The sequence below is a fragment of the Sorangium sp. So ce295 genome (genome assembly GCF_051527405.1).
GTDB lineage: Bacteria > Myxococcota_A > Polyangia > Polyangiales > Polyangiaceae > Sorangium > Sorangium cellulosum_B.
Genome location: NZ_CP150324.1, coordinates 7,190,656 through 7,212,374, shown reverse-complemented (window position 1 = coordinate 7,212,374; position 21,719 = coordinate 7,190,656). Strand labels below are relative to the sequence as shown.

Sequence of the window (21,719 nt, the reverse complement as noted above, 5' to 3'; positions counted from 1 at the left end):
GGCGACGGCTGTTGCGCAGACCTCGCGCAAAGGAGCGAAGGCGGGGCCCGACAGATTGCGCAGACCTGGCGCAAAGGAGCGAAGGCGCGAAGGCGCGGCTCGGAGGAGCCATCTTCGCTCGACGGCCTGCAGGGAGGCTATCGAGCGCCCTGTCTCTCTGGAGGAGACACCTGTTCCTGCCGGGGAACAGCGCTCAATCGAACGGCCAGGGCGTCACCCGCATCGGGCGCGAAGCGGCGAGTCGCGCCCGATAACGCAGCCGGCGCGTCATGCGCCTGCCGCGCCGACCGGCAGCCGCAGCGCGACCTCGAGCCCGCCGCCGTCCGCGTTCCTCGCCTCGACCTCGCCGCCGTGGATCCGCACCGCCCGCTGCGTGATGGCCAGCCCGATCCCCGTGCCGCCCGCGCCGCGCGCCCTGTGGTCGTCGACCCGGTAGAACGGCCTCCAGATGTCCCCGAGCGCGCCCTCCGGGACGCCCGGGCCGCGATCGCGGACGCGCACCTCGGCCGTCCCGCCGGAGCGCTCGAGATCGACGCGGACCGCGGTGCCCGGCTCGGTGAAGCGCACCGCGTTGCGCACGACGTTCTCGATGGCGCGCCGGAGCAGCTCCTCGTTCCCGTCCAGCGAGCACGCGTCGCGCGCCCCGAGCTCGACCGAGCAACCCCGCTGCTCGGCCTCGAACGCGGCGTCCTCGACCAGCTGCTCCAGGAGCGCCGCGAGATCGACCCGCTCGGTGCGCTCCATGCCCCGGCCCGACTCCAGGCGGCTCAGCGTGAGCAGCTCGCCGATCATCCCGTTGAGCCGCTCGGTCTCCCGCTCGATCCGGTCGAACGCCGGCTCCACGTCCGGCGGCGAGCGCCGGCGGACGAGCTCGAGCGCGATGTTGAGCCGCGCGAGCGGCGACCGGAGCTCGTGAGAGACGTCGCGCAGGAGCCGGCGCTGCGTCTCCAGGAGCTCGTCGATGCGCTCGGCCATCCGGTCCATGTCGCGCCCGAGCGCCAGCGTCTCGCCGTCCGCGCCCGCGAGCTTCTGCGCGACGCGCACCGAGAGATCGCCCGCGGCCATCCGCTGCGTGGCGCCGCGCAGGATGCGGATCGGACGGGACAGGTACCGCGCGAGGAGCACCGCGACGAGCCCGGTGACGGCGACGATGGCGAGGAGCCGCTGCGGCAACGTCTCCGGCACGATGAAGAACATCCACGGCGACCGGACAGGGCCGGCCGCGACCGCGGCGAGGGCAGGGTCGCGGCGCAGGACGACCGCGACGAGCTCCCGCTCCTCGCCGACCTCGATGGCGATGCCGTCGGCCGAGCGCCGCGCCCTGTCCTCGGCGAGCGGCGCGCCGTCGATGGGCTCGCCCATCACGAGCGCGCCGGCCCGGTAGACCGCGACGCGCTGATCCCGCGGATCGAGCGGCGCGAGGCGCTGCTCGCAGCCGGGGAGCCCGTCCTGCGCGCAGGCGAGCGCGCCCTCCGCCCGGAGCTCGACGCTGCGCGTGTTCATGCGGCGGCGCAGCCCGCTCGGCTCGGCGGAGAACGCCCAGCCGTGGATCACCGCGAGCAGGCCGACGAGCAGCGCCATGGCGAGCCACAGCGAGACGAGGAGGCGCAAAAAGAGGCTCTTCACGGCCGCCCTCCGGGGAGAAAGCGCTTCACCCGCGCTCCCGCGCGAGGATGTAGCCCGCGTTGCGGACCGTCTTGATGCGCTCGCCGCCGCCCGGCCCAGGCCCGAGCTTGCGGCGGAGGTTCGAGACGTGCATGTCGATGCCGCGGTCGTACGCCGCGAGCCGGCGTCCGAGGACGCGCCGCGCGAGATCCTCGCGCGAGACCACCGTCCCCGCCTGCCGCGCCAGGACCTCGAGCAGGTCGAACTCGGCCGTGGTGAGCCGGACCTCCTCGCCGCGGACACGGACGCGCCGCGCGGCGGGGAGCACCTCGAGATCGTCGACCGTCAGCGCGCCCTGCGCCTCCGCGGCGGAAGGACCGGCCGCCGCGCCGGCGTGAGAGGCGCGCCGGTGGAGCGCCCGCACGCGGGCGACCAGCTCGCGCGGGTTGAACGGCTTCGGCAGGTAGTCGTCGGCGCCCATCTCGAGGCCGACGATGCGGTCGACGTCCTCGCCCCGCGCGGTGAGCATCAGGACAGGGACCCGCGAGCTCTGCCGCAGCCGCGTGAGGACCTCGAACCCGTTGAGCCCGGGCAGCATCACGTCGAGCACCACGAGCGTGAACGGCCTCTCCCTCTCCTCCTGCGCGCGCGCGAGGCCGGAGATCGCGTCGCGCGCGCTCTCCACCGCGTAACCTTCCTGACCGAGCAGCTCCGCCAGGAGCTCGCAGAGCTCGGCGTCGTCGTCGATGACCAGGATCTGGGGCGGATCCGTCATGTCGCGACTGTAGCGCGGCTGTCGCACCGCCGTGTAAGGCCTGGTCAAGAGGCGTCTTGACGAATCTTTACACGACCAGGACACCTCTTGAGACACTGCCCTCTAGGTTGCGGTGCATGACGTTCACTCGCTCCGTTCCCTTGCCGTGGCTGGCGGCTCTCGCCCTCGCCGCCACGTGCTCGCTGAGCGTCGCGGCGCGCGCCGAGACGCTCACCGCCGAGGAGGCGGTACGCCGCGCGGCCTCCCAGAACCCGTCCCTCCGCGCGGCGCTGCTCGAGGCCACCGCGGCGCGGCAGGCCGTCGCCGCCGAGGAGGGCGCCCGCAGGCCCACGCTCTCGGCCTCGGTGACCGGACAGTACCAGGAGTCCTACGGCAGGGTCGCCGACGCCAACGGAGGCGCGCCGGGCAATGGATCCGGCGCGCTCCAGCGCTCCGGCGGCACGTCCGTCGCGTCGAACGCGGCGCTGCGGTACACGACCGACGTCGGCACGAGCCTCGAGGTGGGCGCGTCGGCGCGCTCGCCCGCGGACGGGACCCCGGGGCCGAACTACGGCGCGCAGGCCTACGTCTCGGCGCGGCAGCCGCTCCTGCGGGGGGCCGGGACCGACGCGGTCCTCGCGCCGTACGCGCAGGCGCAGGCGTCGGCCGTCGCCGCGGAGCAGGAGCGCGAGCTCGCCGCGAGCCAGACAGCGCTCGACGTGCTCGGGGCGTACTGGGAGCTCTGGTACGCGGAGCAGGCGATCCTCGTGCAGGAGCAGGCGCTCGCGGCCGCAGAGCGGCTGCGAGCGGACGCGAAGGCGCGCGCCGAGACCCTCGGCACCGGCACGAAGGTGGACGTCCTGCGCTTCTCGACCTCGGCCGCGTCGATCGCGGACGCGCTGTCGCAGGCGCGGGCGACGCGCGCGGCGCGGGCCATCGCGCTCGGGCGCGCGCTCGGCATGGCCCCGGCGAGCGCGGCGTCGCTCGCCCCGACGGGCGCGCCGCCGTCGCTCGGGGCCCTGCCGCCGGCCGACGCGCTCGTGCGCGCGGCGAGCGAGCGGTCGCTGGAGCTCGCGGCCCTGCGCGCCGACCTCGACGCGCAGCGCGCGCGGGTGGGCGCGGCGGAGGACGCGGACCAGATCCGCCTCGACCTGTTCGCGACGGCCTCGATGGACGGGCAGTGGGTGCGCGACGGCCTGCCGGGGCTCTCGCTGCCGGGCGGCCGGCCCGCGTTCGGGGTGCTGGGCGGGATCGAGGTCGAGCTGCCGATCGGCGGCGGGCGGGCGTCCGCGGACGCGGCCCGCGCGCGCACGCAGCTCGCGGCCGCGGAGGCGCGGTACCAGGCGCGCGCCGAGGCGCTCGCGGCCGACGTGAGCTCGCTGCGCGCGAGCCTCGAGGCCGCGGCCGAGCAGGTCGCGCTGGCCACCGAGACGGCGCGCATGGCGGGCGAGCTGGCCGAGGCCGAGCGCCAGCGGCTCTCGCTCGGGACCGCGACGTCGGCGGACGTGGTGCAGGCGGAGCAGACGCGGAGGGAGGCGGAGCTCCGCAGGCTGCGGGCGGCGGTGACGGAGCTGACGTCGCGCCTCCAGCTCGATCACGAGACGGGCACGCTGCTCGTCCGCTTCGCGTCGGTGCTGCCCAGGAGGTCGTCATGAACAGGAACAAGAAGCGCTACCTGATGTCCGGCGTGGCCGCGTTGGCCGTGGCGAGCTTCGCGATCGGCGGGTACGCCTGGTACAAGCAGCCCGAGAAGACCCCCGCCGGCCCCACCGTCGAGATCCGCCGCGGGAGCCTGACCGAGACCGCGGCCGCGTCCGGGAAGATCGAGCCCGACGTCCAGGTCGAGGTGAAGTCGCGCGCCCCGGGGCAGGTCATCGAGGTGCTCGTGAAGGAGGGCGATACGGTCGAGGCGGGGCAGCTCCTCGTGCGCCTGGACCCGACGGACGCGGAGCGCGATCTCGCCGCGGCGCGCGTGGCGCGCGACCGCGTGAAGGCCGATCTCGCCGCGGCGAACGCGTCGGTCGCCGTCGCCGAGCTCGAGCGCAAGAACAGCCAGACGAGCCAGGAGGTCGCCGAGAAGAGCGCCGAGATGGGCCTCGGGCCAACCGACGCGGCCCGCACGGCGGCGCACTCGACGAAGGTCGCGGGCGCCAACATCACGCTGCGGCGGGCGCAGCTGAGCTCGACCCAGGCGCAGCTCAAGGCGGCCGAGCTGGCGGTGCAGGACGCCGAGACGCGGCTGAAGGAGACGCAGATCTACGCGCCGATCGCCGGGACGGTGCTCGACGTGGCCGTGGAGAAGGGGACGCTCGTCTCGTCGGCGCTCACCAACGTGAGCGGCGGCAGCGCCGTGATGACGCTCGCCGATCTGTCGAACCTGCGCATCGTCGGCGCGATCGACGAGGCGCAGATCGGGCGCGTCGCGCCGGGGCAGCGGGTCGACATCCGCGTCGACGCCTACGGGGACCGTGTGTTCCAGGGCGTTGTCGACCGGGTGAGCCCGCTCGGCAAGGAGGTGTCGAGCGTCGTGACCTTCGACGTCGAGATCGTCGTCAAGGACAAGGACGCGTCGCTGCTCCGGTCGGGGATGAGCGCGGACGTGGAGATCGTGACCGCGGAGCAGAAGGACGTGCTGCTCGTGCCGCTCCTGGCCGTGCAGTCGCAGGGCAAGCGGCGGTTCGTGCGGCTCGCGAACGGCGAGGAGCGGCCGATCCAGACCGGGGCGACGGACGGCTCGCAGATGGTCGTGACCGAGGGCCTGAGCGAGGGCGACGACGTGCTCGCGAGCGCGCCCGTCTCGAGCGCGGCGGGGCCGCAGGGGCAGGGGCAGGGGCAGCGGCAGGGCGGCGGCCAGAACCCGATGCGGGGGATGGGCATGGGGATGGGCGCCGGTCGAGGGGGGCGCTGAGATGGACGTCCCCGTCCTCGTGAGCGGGCTCTCGAAGGTGTACCACGCCGATCGCGAGGATCTCGCGGTGCGGGCGGTCGACCGGATCGGCTTCGAGGTGCGCCGGGGCGAGTCGGTGGCGATCATCGGGCCCTCCGGCTGCGGGAAGTCGAGCCTGCTGAACATCCTCGGGTGCCTGGATCGGCCGACGGAGGGCACGTACCGGCTCGGGGGGCGCAACGTGGCGGAGCTCGACGACGACGAGCTCGCGGCGCTCAGGAACCGCCACATCGGGTTCGTGTTCCAGAGCTTCAACCTGCTGCCGCGGATGACGGCGGCGGAGAACGTCGAGCTCCCGCTGCTCTACGGGGCGGTGAGGAACAGCCGCGCGCTCGCGGAGAGCGCGCTCGATCGCGTGGGGCTCGCGGCGCGCGCGCGGCACCTGCCGTCGGAGCTCTCCGGCGGGCAGCGGCAGCGCGTGGCGATCGCGCGGGCGATCGTGACGCGGCCGTCGATCCTGCTGTGCGACGAGCCGACGGGCGCGCTCGACAGCAAGACGGGGCGCGACGTGCTGGAGCTGCTCCTGTCGCTGAACGCGGACGGGACGACGCTGATCATGGTGACCCACGACCTCGCCGTGGCGCGGTCGCTCTCGCGCGCCATCCACATGAGGGACGGGCACATCGTGGCCGACGGGCCTTCGGCCGACGTGGTGTCGGCGTTCCACGCGGGCGAGATGGAGGCGGCATGCTGATCAAGGAGACGGCGAAGAGCGCGTGGCGCTCGCTCGCCTCGAACCGCCTGCGCACGCTGCTGACGATGCTCGGCATGATCATCGGGACCGCGGCGGTCGTGGCGGTGCTCGGGATCGGGGAGGGCGCGCGCAGCAGCGTCGAGGGGCGGATCCGGTCGCTCGGCGCGAACCTGCTGATGGTGCGCCCGGGGTCCGCGTCGGCGAGCGGGGTCCGGTCGGGCACGGTGAAGACGCTGACCGAGGACGACGCCGAGGCGCTGAAGGGGCTCGACGGCGTGGCGGCGGTCGCGCCGGAGCGGAGCGGCAGCGCGCAGCTGCGGTACATGGCGAGCAACCTGAACGCGTCCGTGACGGGGATCACGCCAGCGTACCTCGAGGTCCGCTCGCTGTCGGTGGCGAGCGGCGTCTCGTTCTCCGACCTGGACGAGCAGCAGCGGGCGCGCGTCGTCGTGCTCGGGGCAAATGTTGCGCGGCAGCTCTATCCGGGGGCGTCGCCGCTCGGGACGCGGCTCCAGATCAACGGGAATGCGTTCCGGGTGGTCGGGGTGCTGGCGGAGAAGGGGTCGGGCATGGGGTCGCCGGACGACGGGGCGTTCGTGCCGCTGTCGACGCACCGTTCGGTGCTGTTCGGGCAGGATCACCTGTCGACGATCTCGCTGCAGCTGGCGAGCGAGGATCGGTCCGACATGGTGATCGCGCAGCTGGAGCAGCTGCTGCGCCTGCGCCACCGGCTGCGCGCGGATCAGCCGAGCGATTTCGAGGTGCGGTCGCAGGCCGAGATGCTGGCGACGATGGGGCAGATCACGGGCACCTTCACGATGCTGCTCGGCAGCGTGGCGGCGGTGTCGCTGATCGTGGGGGGCATCGGGATCATGAACATCATGCTTGTCTCGGTGCGGGAGCGGACGCGCGAGATCGGCGTGCGGATGGCGGTCGGGGCGCGGCGCGGGGACATCCTGCGGCAGTTCCTTGTCGAGGCGGTCGTTGTGTCGCTCGCGGGCGGCGTGGCCGGGGTAGGCCTCGGGTACGGAGCGGCGGTGCTGCTGTCGCGGTTCGGGGAGTGGGCCACCATCGTGCCGACGTACGCGGTCGGGCTGGCGCTCGGCGTGTCGATCCTCATCGGGATCACGTTCGGCGTGGGGCCGGCGAGGCGCGCGTCGAGGCTCGATCCGGTGGAGGCGCTGCGGTTCGAGTGAGCGGTAATGGAGGAGGCACGGGTTGAAGGGGCGAGTCCTGGGCGTGCTGGACGATCAACCAACATGACCAAACCACATGACCGCCGGTCGTCGTCCCGAGATCCGAACTCGCTGGCCTGAAGGAGGCTCGTTCCCGCCGCCCGCGCCCATCGCGAGGGAATGCAGACGCCGCTGGTTCTGGGCCGCGCATCGCTTCACGCACACCCGAACCCACGCCTCGGTGCGGCGGTCCGTTCTGGCCGATCACGCAGCATTCGCCGGCGCAGCGCTGAGCTCGCCATTGCTTTTCAGTGCCGGCGCGCCGCCGGCTCGCTATCCTGTGGTGGGATGGATGTCCTGCTGCAGAACGACCACCTGACGGTCACGCTCGATCAGGAGATGTCGATCGTCCGCAGCACCCGCTCCGAGGTCCCCTATCCGTCTCCCGACGATTTCATCCGGGTCCACTCCGAAGCGCTCAAGGTCTACGAGTCGCTGGATCGCTGGTGCCTCGGCCACCTGCTCGACCTCCGTCGGGCTCCCATGAACAACGATCCGGCGTTCGAGGCCGCGACGATGCGCACGCGCAGCATGCTCGTCAGCGAGTTCGCCTGCGTCGCCATCGTCGTGCGGACGGCGGTCGGCGCCCTCCAGGTGAACCGGCTCCTGCGTGAGGAGAACAACGACCATGTCGTCGTGCTTCAGGACGATGACACCGCCGTAGGAGTTCTGCTCGAGGAGCTCGGAAAGCAGGTGCGCCGGTCCAGCGCGCCGCCGCACAGCCGCCCCCGGAGCTCCCATCCTCATTCCTGGATGCGCCCCGCCAGGCAGCGCTGAGCCCGATCATCCGTCCGGCGCTTTGAAGGTGGCGCCGGCGCCCGGAGCGAGGGCGCCTGTCATCGCGCTTCTCGTGAGCGCTCCGGGCCTCTAGACTCCCGGGGTGCGCGCCGATCGCAGCACATGCCCCCGATGTGGCCTCCTGATCAACGCCGAGGGGCGCTGTTACCCCGGGTGTCAGGGGCCGCTCGCCACCGTGCGCTGCGGCGGCTGCTACCTGCTGAACCTCCCCGACGCGGAGCGCTGCGACGGGTGCGGGCACGAGCTCGGCCTGGAGCCCATCCCCGAGCCCGACGCGCTCCTCTGCGCAGAGTGCGGCGTGCCCTTCTCGGCGTTTCGCGCCGCGGCCGGCCTCCTGCGCGACTGCGGCCGGTGCGGCGGCCAGCTCGTCGACCACGCGCTCTTGCGGGACCTCCTGGAGCGCCGGGAGAGCTATGGGACGAGCGCGCCGAGGCCGCCGCGGCGGCCGGAGCACGTCGACGTCCGCGTGCGCTACGTCCGGTGCCCGGCGTGCGGCCAGCCGATGAACCGCAAGAACTTCGCCGGCAAGAGCGGCATCATCGTCGACATCTGCAGGGAACACGGCACCTGGTTCGACCGGGGCGAGCTCCCGCAACTCCTCGCCTTCGCCGCGTCGGGCGGCACCGCGAGGGCGCGGCAGCAGCAGATCGACGATGAGGCGCGGTCGCGCCGGGAGGCCGAGATCGCCAGGGAGGCGGCGCGTCGGGCGAGCGCCGTCGTGGCTGCGTCGTCCTGGGAATCCCGCTGGAACGGCCGGCGGGCCGCCGTGCAGGAGCTGCTCGAGCTCTTATGGCAGATCACCCGCTGAGCGTCCGCGCGGGCCGGCCGCGCCCGTGAAGAGACGTTAAGGGGCGTGCAGGACGGACGGGGGCGTCGTATGACGTGCCGCCACGACATGACGTCCCTCGACCAGCGCCTGTCGGCGCTCGATCTGTCCGTCCTGCCGACCTGGGTCTACGACCACGGCCGGCACCGGTTCCCCTGGGTGAACGCGAAGGCCATCGAGTTCTGGCACGCGACGGATCGCGCCGAGCTGCTCTCCCGCGACCTCTCGGACCTGTCGCCGGCCGTCCGCGCGCGGCTCGACGGCTACCTCCGCGTCCTCGCGGAAGGGGGGACGGTGCTGGAGGACTGGACGCTCTACCCGCGCGGGACGCCCGCGACCGTGACGCTCCACGGGCAGCCGATCGACCTCGATGACGGGCGGCTCGCGATCCTGTTCCAGGCGCTCCCTCAGGCCGCCAGCGTCGGCGCCTCGATGGTGCGCGGCGTGGAGGCGGTCCGCCACTCGTCGGTGCTGGTCAGCCTCGTCGACCGGGAGGGGACGGTGCTCTTCCACAACCCCGCGGCGCTGCGCGCCCTTGGCGACGCGCCGACGATCGACGCGGCGTTCCCGGACGAGGGCGTGAGCGCGGCGGTCCGCGGCGCGATCGACGCCGAGGCGGCGTGGGCAGGGGAAGTGCGGGTCGTCACGACCGACGGCGAGCGGTGGCACCAGGTGGAGGCGCGCCCCACGACCGATCCCGTGACCGGCGCGCGCGCGGTGCTCGTGCAGCAGCTCGACGTCACGGCGCAACGGCGCGCCGAGGGGCAGGTCGAGGAGCAGGGCCGGCTCATCGACCGGCTGAACCGCTCGCTCGCCCTCGTCGAGGAGCAACGGCGGCAGATCCTCAACCTCTCGGCGCCGATCCTCGACGTCGGCCGGGGCACGCTCGCGGTGCCGCTCATCGGGCGGCTCGACGCGGAGCGCGGCGGCGAGCTCGGAGAGCGGCTCCTCCCCGCGATCGTGGCGCAGCGGGCGTCCCACGTGGTCCTCGACGTCACCGGCGCGGAGGCGCTCGATCCGGACGGCGCCGCGGCCCTGGAGCGGCTGGCGCACGCGATCCAGCTGCTCGGCTCCAGGCCGATCCTCACCGGCGTCCGCCCGGAGGTCGCGCGCGCGCTCGTCGACGTCGACCTCGGCGAGGAGCTGCTCGTCCTGCGCAGCCTCGGCCGCGGCCTGGAGGTCAGCCGGAAGCGCGCTGCGGCGCGGCGCCGGGCGTAGGCGCCGGCGCGCGTGGCGCTTCCCGGAGCGGCGGCCCCGCGGCGCCTGCGCCCGCCGCAGCATTTTTCGAGCTGCCAGGCCGGACGGCCTCTGCCATAAGAGGCCGCCATGACGCTTGAAATTAACGGAAAGTGGGCGCTTGTCACCGGCGCGAGCCGGGGTATCGGAAAGCGGATCGCGCGCGGCCTCGCGGACCTCGGCTGCAACGTCGTCCTGCACAGCCGCGACGCGGCGCACACGCGCGAGCTCGAAGGGGAGCTCGCCGGCAAGGGGATCCGGGTGAGCGCGGTCTCGGGCGAGCTGTCGGATCAGGCGGCGGTCGACCGCATGCTGGACGACGCCATCGCGGCGTCGGGCGGGATCGACCTCCTCTTCAACAACGCCGCCATCATGACGCCGTTCCGCGCCTCGCACCTGCAGACGCCGGCGGACGATTACCGGCTCAGCTTCGAGGTGAACGTCATCAGCCCGATACGGATCACGTACCGGCTGCTGCCGACGATGCTGGAGCGGCGGTTCGGGCGAATCGTGCAGGTGACCTCCGGGATCCAGGATCAGCCCGAGCTGATGGCCTACGCTGCGTCGAAGGCCGCGCTCGACAAGTTCGTGCGCGACATGGCGCCTTCGCTCCGCGGCACGGGCGTGCTGATGAACCTCCTCGACCCGGGGTGGCTGCGGACCGATCTCGGCGGGCCGAAGGCGCCGAACGACGTCGAGTCGGTGCTGCCCGGGGCGCTCGTCCCGGCGCTTGTCGACGGCGAGGTCCACGGGGTGCTCTTCCGCGCGCAGGACTACGCGCGTCCCGCCGCGCGCTGACACGCGCGGGGCGCGCGGTCGTCAGGAGCACGCCTCGCGCCCCGCGTGAATCGCGCCGGCTCGACAAGTTGTGCCGCGCCGCCGGTGCGCGCCTTGCTAGCGTCGTGGGAGATGAACGAGAGCTCGGGACCTGGGGCGGACACGGGACCTCGCGCGGGCTGCGGCGCGGGGGAGGCTCCCACGGCGCTCGCGACGGCGGCCGTCGCGCGTGCAGCGCGATGGGGGCGCTGGGGGGCGCTCCTGCCGGTGCTGGCCTGCGCGTGCTCGCTGGAGGGGTTGTCCGCCGCGTGGGACACCTCGCCGGCGGCCGCGGGAGGGGGGAGCAGCTCGTCCAGGATCAGGATCGAGGCCGAGGACTGCGAGCTCTCCGGCCGCTTCGAGCGCGTGGACGACCCGCTGGCGAGCGGCGGGACGTACGTGGCGGTCCCCGAGGAGGCGAATTGCCAGAGCGACCGGGTCGACTGCTCGTTCGAGGTCGGCGAGGCCGGCACGTTCCAGATCAGGGCCAGGGTCGCCACGGGGCCCGACGAGAGCACGGACAACTCGTTCCTGGTCCGCGTGGACCATGAGCCGGAGCTCGGAACCAGGTACGACTTCAACGGGACCGAGTTCCACGAGGATTACGTTCACGACTCGAAGGACGCGACAGGGCTGCTGCTCAAGTTCGCGCTCGATCCCGGGATGCATATCGTCTCGTTCGGGTGCCGCGAGGACGCGGCGAGGCTCGACTGGGTCGAGCTCGTTCGAATCGGCCCCTGATCCCCGGGAGGCGCCGCGGAGCCGAGCACGCGACCACGCCGCGGCGCTCGATATCGCGGGCATCGTACAGCGCCAGGGCCGATGACGCGGTGTTGCACGTGTCCACCGTGTCAACCGGTGGTTGACAGCCTCGGTCGCGGCGCCTGCCCGGGAGCTCCGGGGGAGACGAGCGGCGCTGCAGAGATCCGTGCGGAAAATGCGGTGGAACGGTGCGATCCAGACAGGGCCGGTCCGCCCTGAACTGATGGCATGTGCGTTGCTGTGGAGCTCCAGCGAACGGCTTGTGCGCTGTCCGGCGTCTCCGCCCGCGTCGCGCGAGCTGCTTGGCCTTGGCTCATCACGGAAAGGTGACTTGCTCATGAAGTGCGAATCTCGAGTCGCTTGGGCTGCGCTGATCGCGCTCGGCATCCTCGGCGTTTCGGTGGTCGGGTGCGGCTCGGAGACGTCAGAGCCGGAGGACGACGCGGGGCAGCCGACGAGCAGCGGGAGCGCAGGCTCCACGGCGAGCGTCGGCGCCGCCGGGACCGGTGGGACCGGCGCGGGCAGCGGCGCTGGCAGCTCCAGCGGCGGGACCGGGGGCTCCGGCAGCGGCGAGGGCGGCTCCGGCAGCGGCGAGGGCGGCTCGGACGAAGGCACCGGCGGCTCCAGCAGCGGCGCGGGCGGCTCGGACGAAGGCGCCGGCGGCTCCAGCAGCGGCGCGGGCGGCTCGGGCAGCGGCGCCGGCGGCGGCGACCCCGGCGCTGTCGACTTCAGGCTCTACGGCTACGCCACGACCGGCGACGGCACCACCGGCGGCAAGGGCGGACAGGTCGTCTCGGTGAGCTCGCTCGACGCCCTGAGGAGGGAGGCCGCGAGGGACGGCGCCGTCATCATCCAGATCACCGGCAAGATCAGCGGCAGCGGCGACGACGTGGACGTCACCTCCGACAAGACCCTCGTGGGCGTCGGGTCGAGCGGAGAGCTGGAGGGGATCGGGCTCAATCTGAGGAGGGCCTCCAACATCATCGTCCGCAACCTGAAGATCCACCACGTGCTGGCCAGCAGCGGCAACGGCGACGGCATCCACATGGACGAGAGCCACAACGTCTGGATCGACCACTGCGAGCTCTGGGCCGAGTCTCCCGCCGTGAACTCCGACAAGGACAAGTACGATGGCCTCATCGACGCGACCCACGAGTCCTCGAACATCACGATCTCGTGGAGCTACCTGCACGACCACTGGAAGGGCATGCTGGTCGGCTCGTCGGACAAGGACAACAGCGATCGCCGCATCACCTTCCATCACAACCGCTTCCGCAACGTGAACTCCCGCGTCCCGAGCTATCGCGGCGGCAACGGGCACGTCTTCAACAACTACTTCGAGGACGTCCCCGCGTCGGGGGTGAACTCGCGGGTCGGCGCCTGCCTGAGGGTGGAGGGCAATCACTTCTACAAGGTGAAGAACCCCATCACCACCCTGGACAGCCCTGCCGGCGGTACGCACCGCATCGACAACCTGTTCGAGCAGACCACCGGGACGCAGGAGTCGGGTCAAGACTGCTCCTGGACCGCGCCGTACGAGTACCCGCTCGACCGCGCGGCCGCCGTCAAGGCGCTCGTCCTGGAGCACGCGGGCGTCGGCAAGACGGACCCGCTGGCGAACCTGCCCTGAGCGCCGCCGCCGCGCTCCTCGTCCCGGCGGCTCCACGTGGGAGCGCGCCCGAGCTCGCGTCCGCCGGCTGAGCCATTCCCGACCCGCCGGGGTACATAGTGAGCATGAACCCCGAGCCGCCCCTCCGCGCCTGGGTGCGACCGCCCCTCACCCAGGGGAGCGTGGCGCGCCAGTGGCAGCGCATCGAGGAGCGGCTCGAGGCCCGGGGCGCTCACCCTGGCCGCCGGTGGCTCTGGGCCGGCTCCCTCGCAGGAGCGCTCGCCCTGGGGGCGGCCGCGCTGTGGGTGGGGGCGCGCGGCGGCCGGGCCCTCCGCGCCGAGCGCCGACGCCGCGCAGAAGCTCTTCGAGGCGGCCAACCAGGCGCGTCGCGCAGGGGATCTCGCGCGAGCGGCGTCCACGTCGCCGCCGTGAAGGCCGCCTGCGCGCCGCGGTGATGGCGGCGGGGCGCGGGCTCGTGCTCCCGCCCCTCTTCACCGCCACCGCCGGGGTCGCGCGCGCCGAGGGGGACGCCTGCGGCGGCGATGCGCCGCCCATCGCCGTGCTGTGGCTCAGGGAGGGGCGCCGCGCGGACGAGCGCCTCGCGGGGGTCGAGCGCGAAGTCGCCCGTCATGGGCTCGGCGCGGCCGGTGTTGTCGAGCTCGATCCGCGCGATGAGGGCCGGACAGCACCGCTGGGCGACCTCGGCGGCCGGCGGAGTGTGGCGAGCGCCGACGATGTAGTCCGTTCAGCGCCGGAGGTCGTCTCGATGGTGTCTCGTGGCGTCCAGTGATTCCGTCGTCTCCTGATGTATAAGGGCCTATCGGGCCCCGCTGAATTGGGCGATGCGCCGCTCGGGGAGCTCGGCTCTCTCGAACGGCCCGGAACCTGGGGGAAGATCTCGTCATGTTGACCTTCGCGGCGCTTTGTGCTCAGAGCCGGGCGATTTCACGGATGGCGTTCGATCGGAAGTACCCGCACGCCTGGCTGCTCCGGGAGCTCGGCCCCGATGACCAGCCTCCTCCGTCGTTCAAGACCCTCGTCGCCGGGACCGCGCCTGGCATGAGCGGCCAGCCGACCTCGTCCCGTCACCGGATCTCGTCGGGGATGATCGCCACGTCGCACGGCTGCGAGCTCCTGCCGGTGGCGAAGCGCCCCGAGAGCCCCTGGCAGGATCGCATCCTCATCGGGCGGGCGCTGAACAGCGACATCGTGCTCCGCGACGCGTCCGTCTCCAAGGTCCACGCCCACATCTCGGTGCTGGTCGCGGACACCCCGATGCTCCACGCGAGAAAGAGCACCAACGGGACCTTCCTGAACGACCGGCTCATGGCGCCGTCCGGGGACGGCGTGCCCCTCCGCAGCGGCGACATGCTCCAGCTCGGCAACGTCCTCTGCGAGTTCATCGTGAACGCCGATCTCTACCGGCTCGTCGCTCGCTGAGGGCGGGGCTTCCCCGCTGCTGCGCTCGCCCGTCGGATCGCCCGAGCCCTGATGACCGATTCGCCGGCGCTGCCGCCGGGATCAGCTCCGCTCCGGGTGGGGCGCGCGGAAGAGCACCTCCACCGGGCCCGCGTGCGTCTCCACGACGTAGCTCGCCTCCACCGGGGGGGCGCCGTCGCGGAACGCCTTCGTGATCTCCTTGCGCCGCTTCATCAGCTCGACAAGGCCGAGCGCGAGCGCCTCGGAGGCCGTGAGCTCCTTCGGCGTCGGCTTGCGGCCGATGAGGTCCTCGTCGACCATCGCGAGCGTGGGGTAGGCGTCCGGGTCGGCCAGCTCCCAGCGCTGCTCGGCGACCTCGGCGCGCAGCGCGGGGTGCAGGTCGCTCGCGCGATCGAAGCTCAGCGAGAAGAAGCTCGCCGGCAGCGACGCGGGCGGCGCGTCCGGGAGCTTGGCGGTCTCGGCCAGGTAGAGCTCGAACCCGTGCGCGCTCTCGAACAGGAGGACGCCGTGGCTCTGGCCAGCCTGCCCGACGACGCACAGCGCGAGATCGCGCGCGCCGAGCGACGGGATCGACAGCGCCATGATGTCGGCGTCGCTGGGCACCGCCTTCCAGGGCGTCGCGCGGTAGAGCGCGGCCGCCGCGCGGAAGAACGAGGCCATCGCCGGCGCCTCGATGCCGCCCCCGAGGAAGCTCGGCGTCAGGTGGCCGTCCCGCGCGCCGAGGTGGGCCTCCAGGTCCTCGGCCACGACGTCGATCTCCGGCGTGGGCGCGACGCGGACCTCGACCTCCGGGCCGAGCCGCGCCCGCAGGGCCTCCGCGAGCGCCGGCGAGGCCACGCGCACGCGCTGGGGCAGCCGCGGCTTGCCCTCCAGGGGACCTCTGGCGGCGGCCTCGAAGCTGTCGACCGCGCCCGTCACGACGTCGCCGGGGCGCAGCGCGGCGCAGCTCAGGACGAAGCCGCGCTCGGTCATCCAGACGACCGCCTCGGGGCGGTACGCATCGTCGCCCTCGTGCACGAACGCGCGCAGGGAGAAGAAGCCGCCGATCCACTCCTCGTCCTTGCGAGGCAGCGAGCGCGCGCTCTTCTTGGACCGCTTCTTCTTGGGGGCTGGCACGGAGGACATCAGGGCACCTGTTCGCGAGGGCGCTCCAGCCGGTACGCTCGACGACCTGGGAGCGAGGGGCGAGACCGGAACCGAGAGGAACCGAGAGGAACGAGAGAAACCGCGAGGAACGAGAGGAACCGAGAGCGGAACGCTAGCGCAAAGGCCGCGTGCGTCGAAGCGGGAACACGGCGCAAACGGTGCAAGGGGCGCGTAACGGGCGCGAAGGCGCGCGAAGGCGCGCGAAGGGGCGCGAAGGCGCGCCCAAGGCGCGCGGCGTGGCGGCTGGCGCGGGGGTCTTTCGTCTGGCGCTCGTCGCGGTGCCCTGTTATCGGTCGTCGTGGTCCAGCGCGGGGACCTGAAGCAGGTGTCGCTCGCCGACCTTCCAGGGGACTCGATGCCTGAAGCGATCAGCAGAGGCTCCCGGCGCTCCGCAAAGGGTGTGGGGCGCGCGGGGCGAAGGGGGCTTGGTCGGCCCGCGCTCGGTCTCCTCGTGACGCTGGCCGCCTGGGCGCAGGCGGGCGCGGCCCAGGCCGAGCCGAGCGCCGAGGAGGTGAAGGGGCTCGCGGTGACGCTCGACGGCGTGGCCGCGAAAGGCGCCGGCGCGGCGCGCCCTGTCGAGCCGGGGAAGCGCAAGGTCATCGCGGCTGTGCCCGCGAGGTACGCCCTCGCGCGCGACGTCGAGGTGACGCCGCCGGGAGAGGGCGTCGAGGTCCCCGTGAAGGCGGTCGCGCCCAGCGCGTCGGCGCAGGGGCCCGCGCCTTCCACCGGCGACATCGAGCCGCGCAGGCCGACTCCTTACGGCGTAAGGCCGGATCCGATCCACCGGAGCCTGATGTGGGTGACGGGCGGGCTCACGCTGGCGGGCATCGCGCTCGGAAGCACCTTCGGTGGCCTGGCGATCTCCACGTGGGACAAGGTCGACGACGCCGCGAAGACGGCGTGCGCGAATCCGAGGCGTTACCGGGACTGCGCGCAGCCGGTGCCCGATCTGTCCAGCAAGGCGATGTCGTATGCCACCGTGTCCGATTTCTCCTTCATCGCCGCGAGCGTGGCGCTCGCCGGCACGGCCGTCCTCTGGCTGACGCTGCCCTCGGACGGGCCGCGCGCGACCGCCCGCGTCCAGCTCGCTCCGGGCGTCGTCGGTGGCTCCGTCGTCGGGGCGTTCTGATGACGATGACGACGATGAGGCTCGAAAGGCGCGCTCGGCTGTGGCTGGCGAGCTCTCTCGTCGCGGCGAGCAGCGCGGGCTGCGCGGAGATCGTTGGCATTCAGCTCATCGACGAGCAGGGCGTCGGCGGAGGCTCGTTCAGCGAGCCCGGCTATACGTGCCAGTGGGTGATGTCTTTCGGTGACGCCGAGACCACGCTCGGCGGGATCGCGGCCGACGAGGACGGCACCCTGTGGCTGGCGGGCGGCTTCAAGGGAGACCTGACCGTTGCCGGCGGCGCCCCGCTCACGGCGGGCGGCGCCGGCAAGGACGTCTTCGTGGCGCACCTCGAGCCGGACGGGAACCACGTGTGGAGCGAGCGCTTCGGGAACGCGGAGAACGACACCGCGACGCACGTCCATCAGGCGACCGCGATCGCGCTGGACGGCGGCAGCGTCTACGTGGCGGGCGACTTCACGGGCAGCCTGTCGTTCGGCGCGGACTGCGGGCCGCCCGAGGGCGGCGGCGACGCGTTCGTGGCGCGGCTCGACAAGAGCGATCCCGGCGGGGTCGCGGCGTGCGTGACGCACGGGTCCAGCGGTCTTGACGAGGCGAAGGCGGTCGCGGCGGAGGGCGACCGCGTCTTCGTCCTGACGTCGCTCCAGGGCGGGCTGGACATCGGGTTCTCCAGCTACGATGCACAGACCCTCCTGAATCCGTGCAGCGGCGTCTTTGCGGGCCGTGAGGGCGCGCGTTCCTGGCCTCGCGATCTCCGTGTGGCCTCCGGCGACGCCTTCGTGATCGCCGATTTCGAGGGCCGGGTGAACGTGGGCTTCCCCGGCTCCGAGAGCGCGCTGCCGCCCGGCGGCGCGGCCTCGGACGGGATCGACGCGCTCCTGGCGTCGTTTCCGGCGTCGTGGATCTGCGATGGATGGAGCGCCGAGGGGGCGGACGTCTGGTATCGACACTACTCCGCTCTCCGCGGCGATCAGCGCACCAGCGCCGTGGCGATGCTCGAGGCGGGCGTCGTCCTGACGGGCTCGTTCGAGGGGCAGATCGATCTCGCCGGAGAGAGCATCTCCACCGGAGAGGACGGCTTCGCCGCGCACCTCGACCGGAGCGGCGCCGCCACGTGGGCCAAGCAGCTCGGGGGCAGCGGGGCTCAATCGGCGCAGGTCGTCGGCGTCGACGAGCTTGGAAAGATCGTCTTGGCCGGGCATTTCGATCAGCAGCTGAAGATCGATGACGTCGAGATCGGCGGGGAGGCGGGCGAGGGGGACGCCTTCCTCGCGCGGCTCCGGGCCACGGACGGCGAGGTCGAGTGGCTGGGCGCGCTCGGCGGCCCTGCGCTCCAGCGGATCCTGGCGCTCGCCGTCTCCGGAACGGACGTGTTCCTCGCAGGCACGTCCGGCGCCGACTTCGCGCTCCTGAACTGCCCTGTCGAGGCCGAGGACGGTCAGCTGTTCGTCGCCAAGCTGTCGGTCTCCTCGCGCTGACGGCCGTCCGCCGGGCGCGGGCGGCTGCGCTCGATGCTGCCGCCGCCGCGCGAGAGCAGCGCCCGCGCGCAGGGCGCGATGACCTGCGCGAGCGCGCGCTCCCGGATCGCGCGCCGGTGCTGCGGCGAGAGCACGCCGAAGCCGAGCAGCGGGCCGCCGTGGCTGGGCTCGCTCGGGGAGGGGAGCTCCGAGGAGGCCGCGGCGAGCTCGTCGACGATGGCGCTCGCGAGGGAAGGATCGCGGTCGAGGGCCCAGGCCGCGAACCGGAAGGCGAGCTCGGCGTGCCGCGTCTCGTCCTCGGCGATCTTCTCGAGCGCGCGCCGTACCGCGGGATCGGTCGCGTGGAGGGCGGCCTCTGCCGCCTCGATCGCGGCGATGGTCTCGCCGATGCACCCCTCGCGGAGGGTCGTCACGAGGATCTCGCGGGCGCCTTCGCCGCCGAGGGCGCCGCCGAGGGCGCCGTCGATGGCGAGCGGCCCTGGGCCGACGCCGCGTCCGGCGAACGCGCTGGCCAGCTCGAAGCACGTGCGCGCGTGGTCGGCCTCGTCGCCCATGGCCGCCTGCGCGGCACCGACGAGCTCCGGCGGCGCGCCGAGCGACAGGAGCTGCAGCGCGAAGCGCGCGAACGCGGCGATCGACGCGTGCTCGAGGAGGGCGGCGCGGGTCCAGTGCTCGGCGAGGGCCGCCCGTTGCTCGACGGACAGCTCTTCCAGGCGAGGCGGCGCGTCCGGAGCGGCGGTCCGCCAGTCGTCGCGCGCGGCGGGCTGCGCGGTGCGCACGACGCCTTCCACGAGGAACGGCCGGCCGATCGCGCAGATCTCCGCCGTGCAGGTGTGCCGCAGGGCCTCGAGCGAGCATTGCTCGTCCCCTGAGCAGTCCTGGTCGCTGGCGCACTCGTCGGCCGCCGTCTGGCACGCGAAGGCGGTCCCGCCGCATCCCGGGTGCAGGACATAGCTGGAGCAGAGCAGCCTTCCACAGTCCTGGTCGCTGGTGCACCGCGAGGGCACGCACTGCCCGACCGGATCGCCGCACAGGCAGATCTGCCCCTCGCCGCAGTCGGCGTCGGTCGTGCACCCGTACTGGCAGAAGCACCCCGGAGCCACCTCGCCTCCGGTCATGACGTCGCAGTAGCCGTGTGGCTGCTCGGTGCAGTCGGCGTCAGATTTGCAGTTCCCCGTCGCGCCGCTCGGGTCCGCGCAGGCCTTGGCACGCGGGAGCGGGCTGGGACAGGTGACGACCTCCGCGCGGTGGATCCAGCCGTCGGCGCAGCGCACGTACCCGGTGTCCTGGTCCGCGACGACGATGGGCTCCGGATCGTCGCAAGCGAACGGAAACCCTTCGGGCGGCAGGCCTCCTGTGCTGCTGGAGGTGCCTTCACCTGTGCTGCTGGAGGTGCCTTCACCGCTGCTGCTGGAGGCGCCTTCGCCTGTGCTGCTGGAGACGCCTTCGCCTGTGCTGCTGGAGGCGCCTTCGCCTGTGCCGCCGCCCGAGCCTTCACCGGACGTGATGTTTCCACCGCAGCTCAGCGCAGGCGCGATCGCCAGCACCGAGAGCAGCCTCGCACCCCAAGAGTCCATCGAGACGAGCAATCGCATGGTATGTCCCTCGTTCGAGGATCTTACCCGGGTTCGGCGCCGCGGTCGCGGGCGCCGCGGGCGTCGTTGCCGCGTCCGGCGCGCCGTGCGAGCGTCGCGTGATGCGGGCGTTGATCGCGGGCGGGGGGATCGGCGGGCTGACGGCGGCCCTGAGCCTGCACGCGGCCGGCATCGATGCGTGTGTCGTGGAGGCCGCGCGAGAGATCAGGCCGCTCGGAGTTGGCATCAACCTCCTCCCTCACGCCGTGCGAGAGCTGACGGAGCTGGGCCTCGCCGATGCGCTGGTGGAGACAGGGATCCCGACCGCCGAGCTCGTGCACCACGATCGGTTCGGGGGTCGGATCTGGGGCCATCCGCGGGGTATCTCCGCCGGGTATCGCTGGCCACAGGTGTCGATCCACCGTGGTGAGCTCCAGTTGATGTTGCTCGCGGCGGTGCAGCGGCGCCTGGGGGCCTCCAGCGTGCGCGTCGGGCTGGCGGTGGAGGGGTTCGAGCAGACGACGTCCGAGGTGCAGGTCACGGTGCGGGATCGGCGGACCGGTGAGCGCGACGTGGTCCCTGCGGACGTGCTTGTCGGGGCCGACGGCATCCACTCCGTGGTTCGCGCGCAGCTCCACCCGGCGGAGGGGCCGCCCAGGTGGAACGGCGTTCACATGTGGCGCGGCGTGACCGAGGGCGATCCGTTCCTGGGGGGGCGCAGCATGATCATGGCCGGCAGCAACATGGCCGCCAAGTTCGTCGCTTATCCCATCTCCCGCCGCGCGGAGCTCCGCGGCCGGGCCGCGATCAACTGGGTGGCGGAGGTGCGCCTGCACGAGGGGGCGGCGGTCGCGCCCGGGAGCTGGAACCGGCAAGGACGCCTGGAGGACGTGCTGCCCCACTTCGCGGTGTGGCGCTTCTCCTGGCTCGACATTCCGGCGCTCATCGCCGCGGCGCCCGTCATCTTCGAGTATCCGATGATCGATCGCGATCCGCTGCCGTGGTGGGGCGCTGGCCGGGTCACCCTGCTCGGCGACGCTGCACATCCCATGTACCCTGTCGGTTCCAACGGGGCCTCCCAGGCGATCCTCGATGCTCGCGTGCTGGCCCGGCACCTCGCCCAGGCGAGCGCCCCCGAAGAGGCGCTCGCCGCCTATGAAGCAGCGCGCCGTCCGCCGACGAGCTCCCTCGTCCTCGCGAACCGAGCGATGGGCGCCGACCGGGTCCTCTCGATGGTGGAGCAGCGAGCGCCGGCGGGCTTCGCCCGGATCGAGGACGTGCTGAGCAGCGACGAGCTCGAGGAGATGGGTCGCAGCTACACGGAGATGATTGGAACCGACGTTGAGGAGCTCAACGCCCGGCCGTCGTGGGGCGTCGGCGGGGGATGGGAGGCGCCGGGAGAGCGGAACGGCTCCAGCTGATCGGCGCGGTTCCGGCGACCCGGTGGCCGAAGGCCGCCAGGCTCCGCTGGCAGCGCTGCAAGCTACGACGCCACAACCGACAGGTGCACGTCTGTCGCTGTAGGGAAAGCATCTGAAATCAGGAAGGACGTCCTTGGCTCACCTCCTGCAAGAGACGCAAGCAGAGCGCCGGTGACGGTTTCCCCCACCGTCGAATGGGCGCTCTGTTGTTTTGTGCTCCTGCCATAGCGCCGGTGCGGGGCACGATGAGTC

At 72.8% G+C, this 21,719-nt stretch carries 20 protein-coding genes; 16 read left to right on the top strand and 4 right to left on the bottom strand.

Annotation, left to right across the window (positions count from 1 at the left end; all coding sequences use genetic code 11):
* Positions 1–267: 267 nt before the first annotated feature.
* Positions 268–1,626 (bottom strand): ATP-binding protein, encoded by a 1,359-nt coding sequence (locus WMF11_RS27390; protein ID WP_437972806.1) that lies wholly within the window; start codon positions 1,624–1,626, stop codon positions 268–270.
* A gap of 25 nt (positions 1,627–1,651) precedes the next feature.
* A complete protein-coding gene (locus tag WMF11_RS27385; RefSeq protein WP_437902239.1) occupies positions 1,652–2,380 on the bottom strand; it encodes a response regulator transcription factor in 729 nt (242 codons plus the stop codon).
* A 116-nt stretch (positions 2,381–2,496) separates the two neighbouring features.
* On the opposite strand from WMF11_RS27385, the gene WMF11_RS27380 reads away from it, so the two are divergent.
* The 13 genes from WMF11_RS27380 (at position 2,497) to WMF11_RS27320 (ending at position 14,722) form a co-directional block, all read left to right on the top strand.
* Positions 2,497–4,014, top strand: coding sequence for a TolC family protein (locus tag WMF11_RS27380; RefSeq protein WP_437972805.1), 1,518 nt, complete (start codon positions 2,497–2,499; stop codon positions 4,012–4,014).
* Complete coding sequence (locus tag WMF11_RS27375) at positions 4,011–5,267, top strand: efflux RND transporter periplasmic adaptor subunit (RefSeq protein WP_437902237.1); 1,257 nt, start codon at positions 4,011–4,013, stop codon at positions 5,265–5,267. The genes WMF11_RS27380 and WMF11_RS27375 overlap by 4 nt, the downstream gene beginning before the upstream one ends.
* Position 5,268: 1 nt before the next feature.
* Complete coding sequence (locus WMF11_RS27370) at positions 5,269–6,000, top strand: ABC transporter ATP-binding protein (RefSeq protein ID WP_437972804.1); 732 nt, start codon at positions 5,269–5,271, stop codon at positions 5,998–6,000.
* Positions 5,994–7,196: an ABC transporter permease gene (locus WMF11_RS27365; RefSeq protein WP_437972803.1), complete on the top strand. Its 1,203-nt coding sequence runs from the start codon at positions 5,994–5,996 to the stop codon at positions 7,194–7,196. The genes WMF11_RS27370 and WMF11_RS27365 overlap by 7 nt, the downstream gene beginning before the upstream one ends.
* Before the next feature lie 327 nt (positions 7,197–7,523).
* Positions 7,524–8,012 (top strand): hypothetical protein, encoded by a 489-nt coding sequence (locus WMF11_RS27360; RefSeq protein ID WP_437972802.1) that lies wholly within the window; start codon positions 7,524–7,526, stop codon positions 8,010–8,012.
* Positions 8,013–8,115: 103 nt separating this feature from the next.
* The gene (locus tag WMF11_RS27355) at positions 8,116–8,841 is read left to right on the top strand and encodes a zf-TFIIB domain-containing protein (protein ID WP_437972801.1); all 726 of its coding nucleotides are present in this window, start codon (positions 8,116–8,118) and stop codon (positions 8,839–8,841) included.
* An 87-nt stretch (positions 8,842–8,928) separates the two neighbouring features.
* The gene (locus tag WMF11_RS27350; protein WP_437972800.1) at positions 8,929–10,077 is read left to right on the top strand and encodes a PAS domain-containing protein; all 1,149 of its coding nucleotides are present in this window, start codon (positions 8,929–8,931) and stop codon (positions 10,075–10,077) included.
* Between the two features lie 108 nt (positions 10,078–10,185).
* On the top strand, positions 10,186–10,893 hold the full coding sequence (locus WMF11_RS27345; RefSeq protein ID WP_437541049.1) for an SDR family NAD(P)-dependent oxidoreductase: 708 nt from the start codon (positions 10,186–10,188) through the stop codon (positions 10,891–10,893).
* 111 nt (positions 10,894–11,004) lie between these two features.
* Entirely contained in the window at positions 11,005–11,652 is a 648-nt protein-coding gene (locus WMF11_RS27340; RefSeq protein ID WP_437972799.1) for a hypothetical protein, read from the top strand.
* A gap of 358 nt (positions 11,653–12,010) precedes the next feature.
* The gene (locus WMF11_RS27335) at positions 12,011–13,303 is read left to right on the top strand and encodes a pectate lyase family protein (protein WP_437972798.1); all 1,293 of its coding nucleotides are present in this window, start codon (positions 12,011–12,013) and stop codon (positions 13,301–13,303) included.
* A 104-nt stretch (positions 13,304–13,407) separates the two neighbouring features.
* Positions 13,408–13,737 carry a hypothetical protein gene (locus tag WMF11_RS27330; protein ID WP_437972797.1) on the top strand — a complete coding sequence of 110 codons (330 nt, stop codon included), beginning with the start codon at positions 13,408–13,410 and terminating at the stop codon, positions 13,735–13,737.
* Positions 13,734–14,072, top strand: a complete 339-nt coding sequence (locus tag WMF11_RS27325; RefSeq protein ID WP_437972796.1) for a hypothetical protein — start codon at positions 13,734–13,736, stop codon at positions 14,070–14,072. The genes WMF11_RS27330 and WMF11_RS27325 overlap by 4 nt, the downstream gene beginning before the upstream one ends.
* Before the next feature lie 161 nt (positions 14,073–14,233).
* Positions 14,234–14,722 carry an FHA domain-containing protein gene (locus tag WMF11_RS27320; RefSeq protein WP_437707369.1) on the top strand — a complete coding sequence of 163 codons (489 nt, stop codon included), beginning with the start codon at positions 14,234–14,236 and terminating at the stop codon, positions 14,720–14,722.
* Positions 14,723–14,803: 81 nt separating this feature from the next.
* Here the strand turns inward: WMF11_RS27320 and WMF11_RS27315 are convergent, their stop codons facing one another.
* On the bottom strand, positions 14,804–15,847 hold the full coding sequence (locus tag WMF11_RS27315; protein WP_437972795.1) for a hypothetical protein: 1,044 nt from the start codon (positions 15,845–15,847) through the stop codon (positions 14,804–14,806).
* Between the two features lie 472 nt (positions 15,848–16,319).
* On the opposite strand from WMF11_RS27315, the gene WMF11_RS27310 reads away from it, so the two are divergent.
* Positions 16,320–16,997 (top strand): hypothetical protein, encoded by a 678-nt coding sequence (locus WMF11_RS27310; RefSeq protein WP_437972794.1) that lies wholly within the window; start codon positions 16,320–16,322, stop codon positions 16,995–16,997.
* 14 nt (positions 16,998–17,011) lie between these two features.
* A complete protein-coding gene (locus WMF11_RS27305) occupies positions 17,012–18,472 on the top strand; it encodes a hypothetical protein (RefSeq protein ID WP_437972793.1) in 1,461 nt (486 codons plus the stop codon).
* On the opposite strand, the gene WMF11_RS27300 is transcribed toward WMF11_RS27305, so the two are convergent.
* Positions 18,433–20,067, bottom strand: coding sequence for a ferritin-like domain-containing protein (locus WMF11_RS27300; protein WP_437972792.1), 1,635 nt, complete (start codon positions 20,065–20,067; stop codon positions 18,433–18,435). The genes WMF11_RS27305 and WMF11_RS27300 overlap by 40 nt on opposite strands.
* Before the next feature lie 101 nt (positions 20,068–20,168).
* Here WMF11_RS27300 and WMF11_RS27295 point away from each other — a divergent pair, with 101 nt between their 5' ends.
* Entirely contained in the window at positions 20,169–21,467 is a 1,299-nt protein-coding gene (locus WMF11_RS27295) for a flavin-dependent oxidoreductase (protein WP_437972791.1), read from the top strand.
* Positions 21,468–21,719 lie beyond the last annotated feature (252 nt).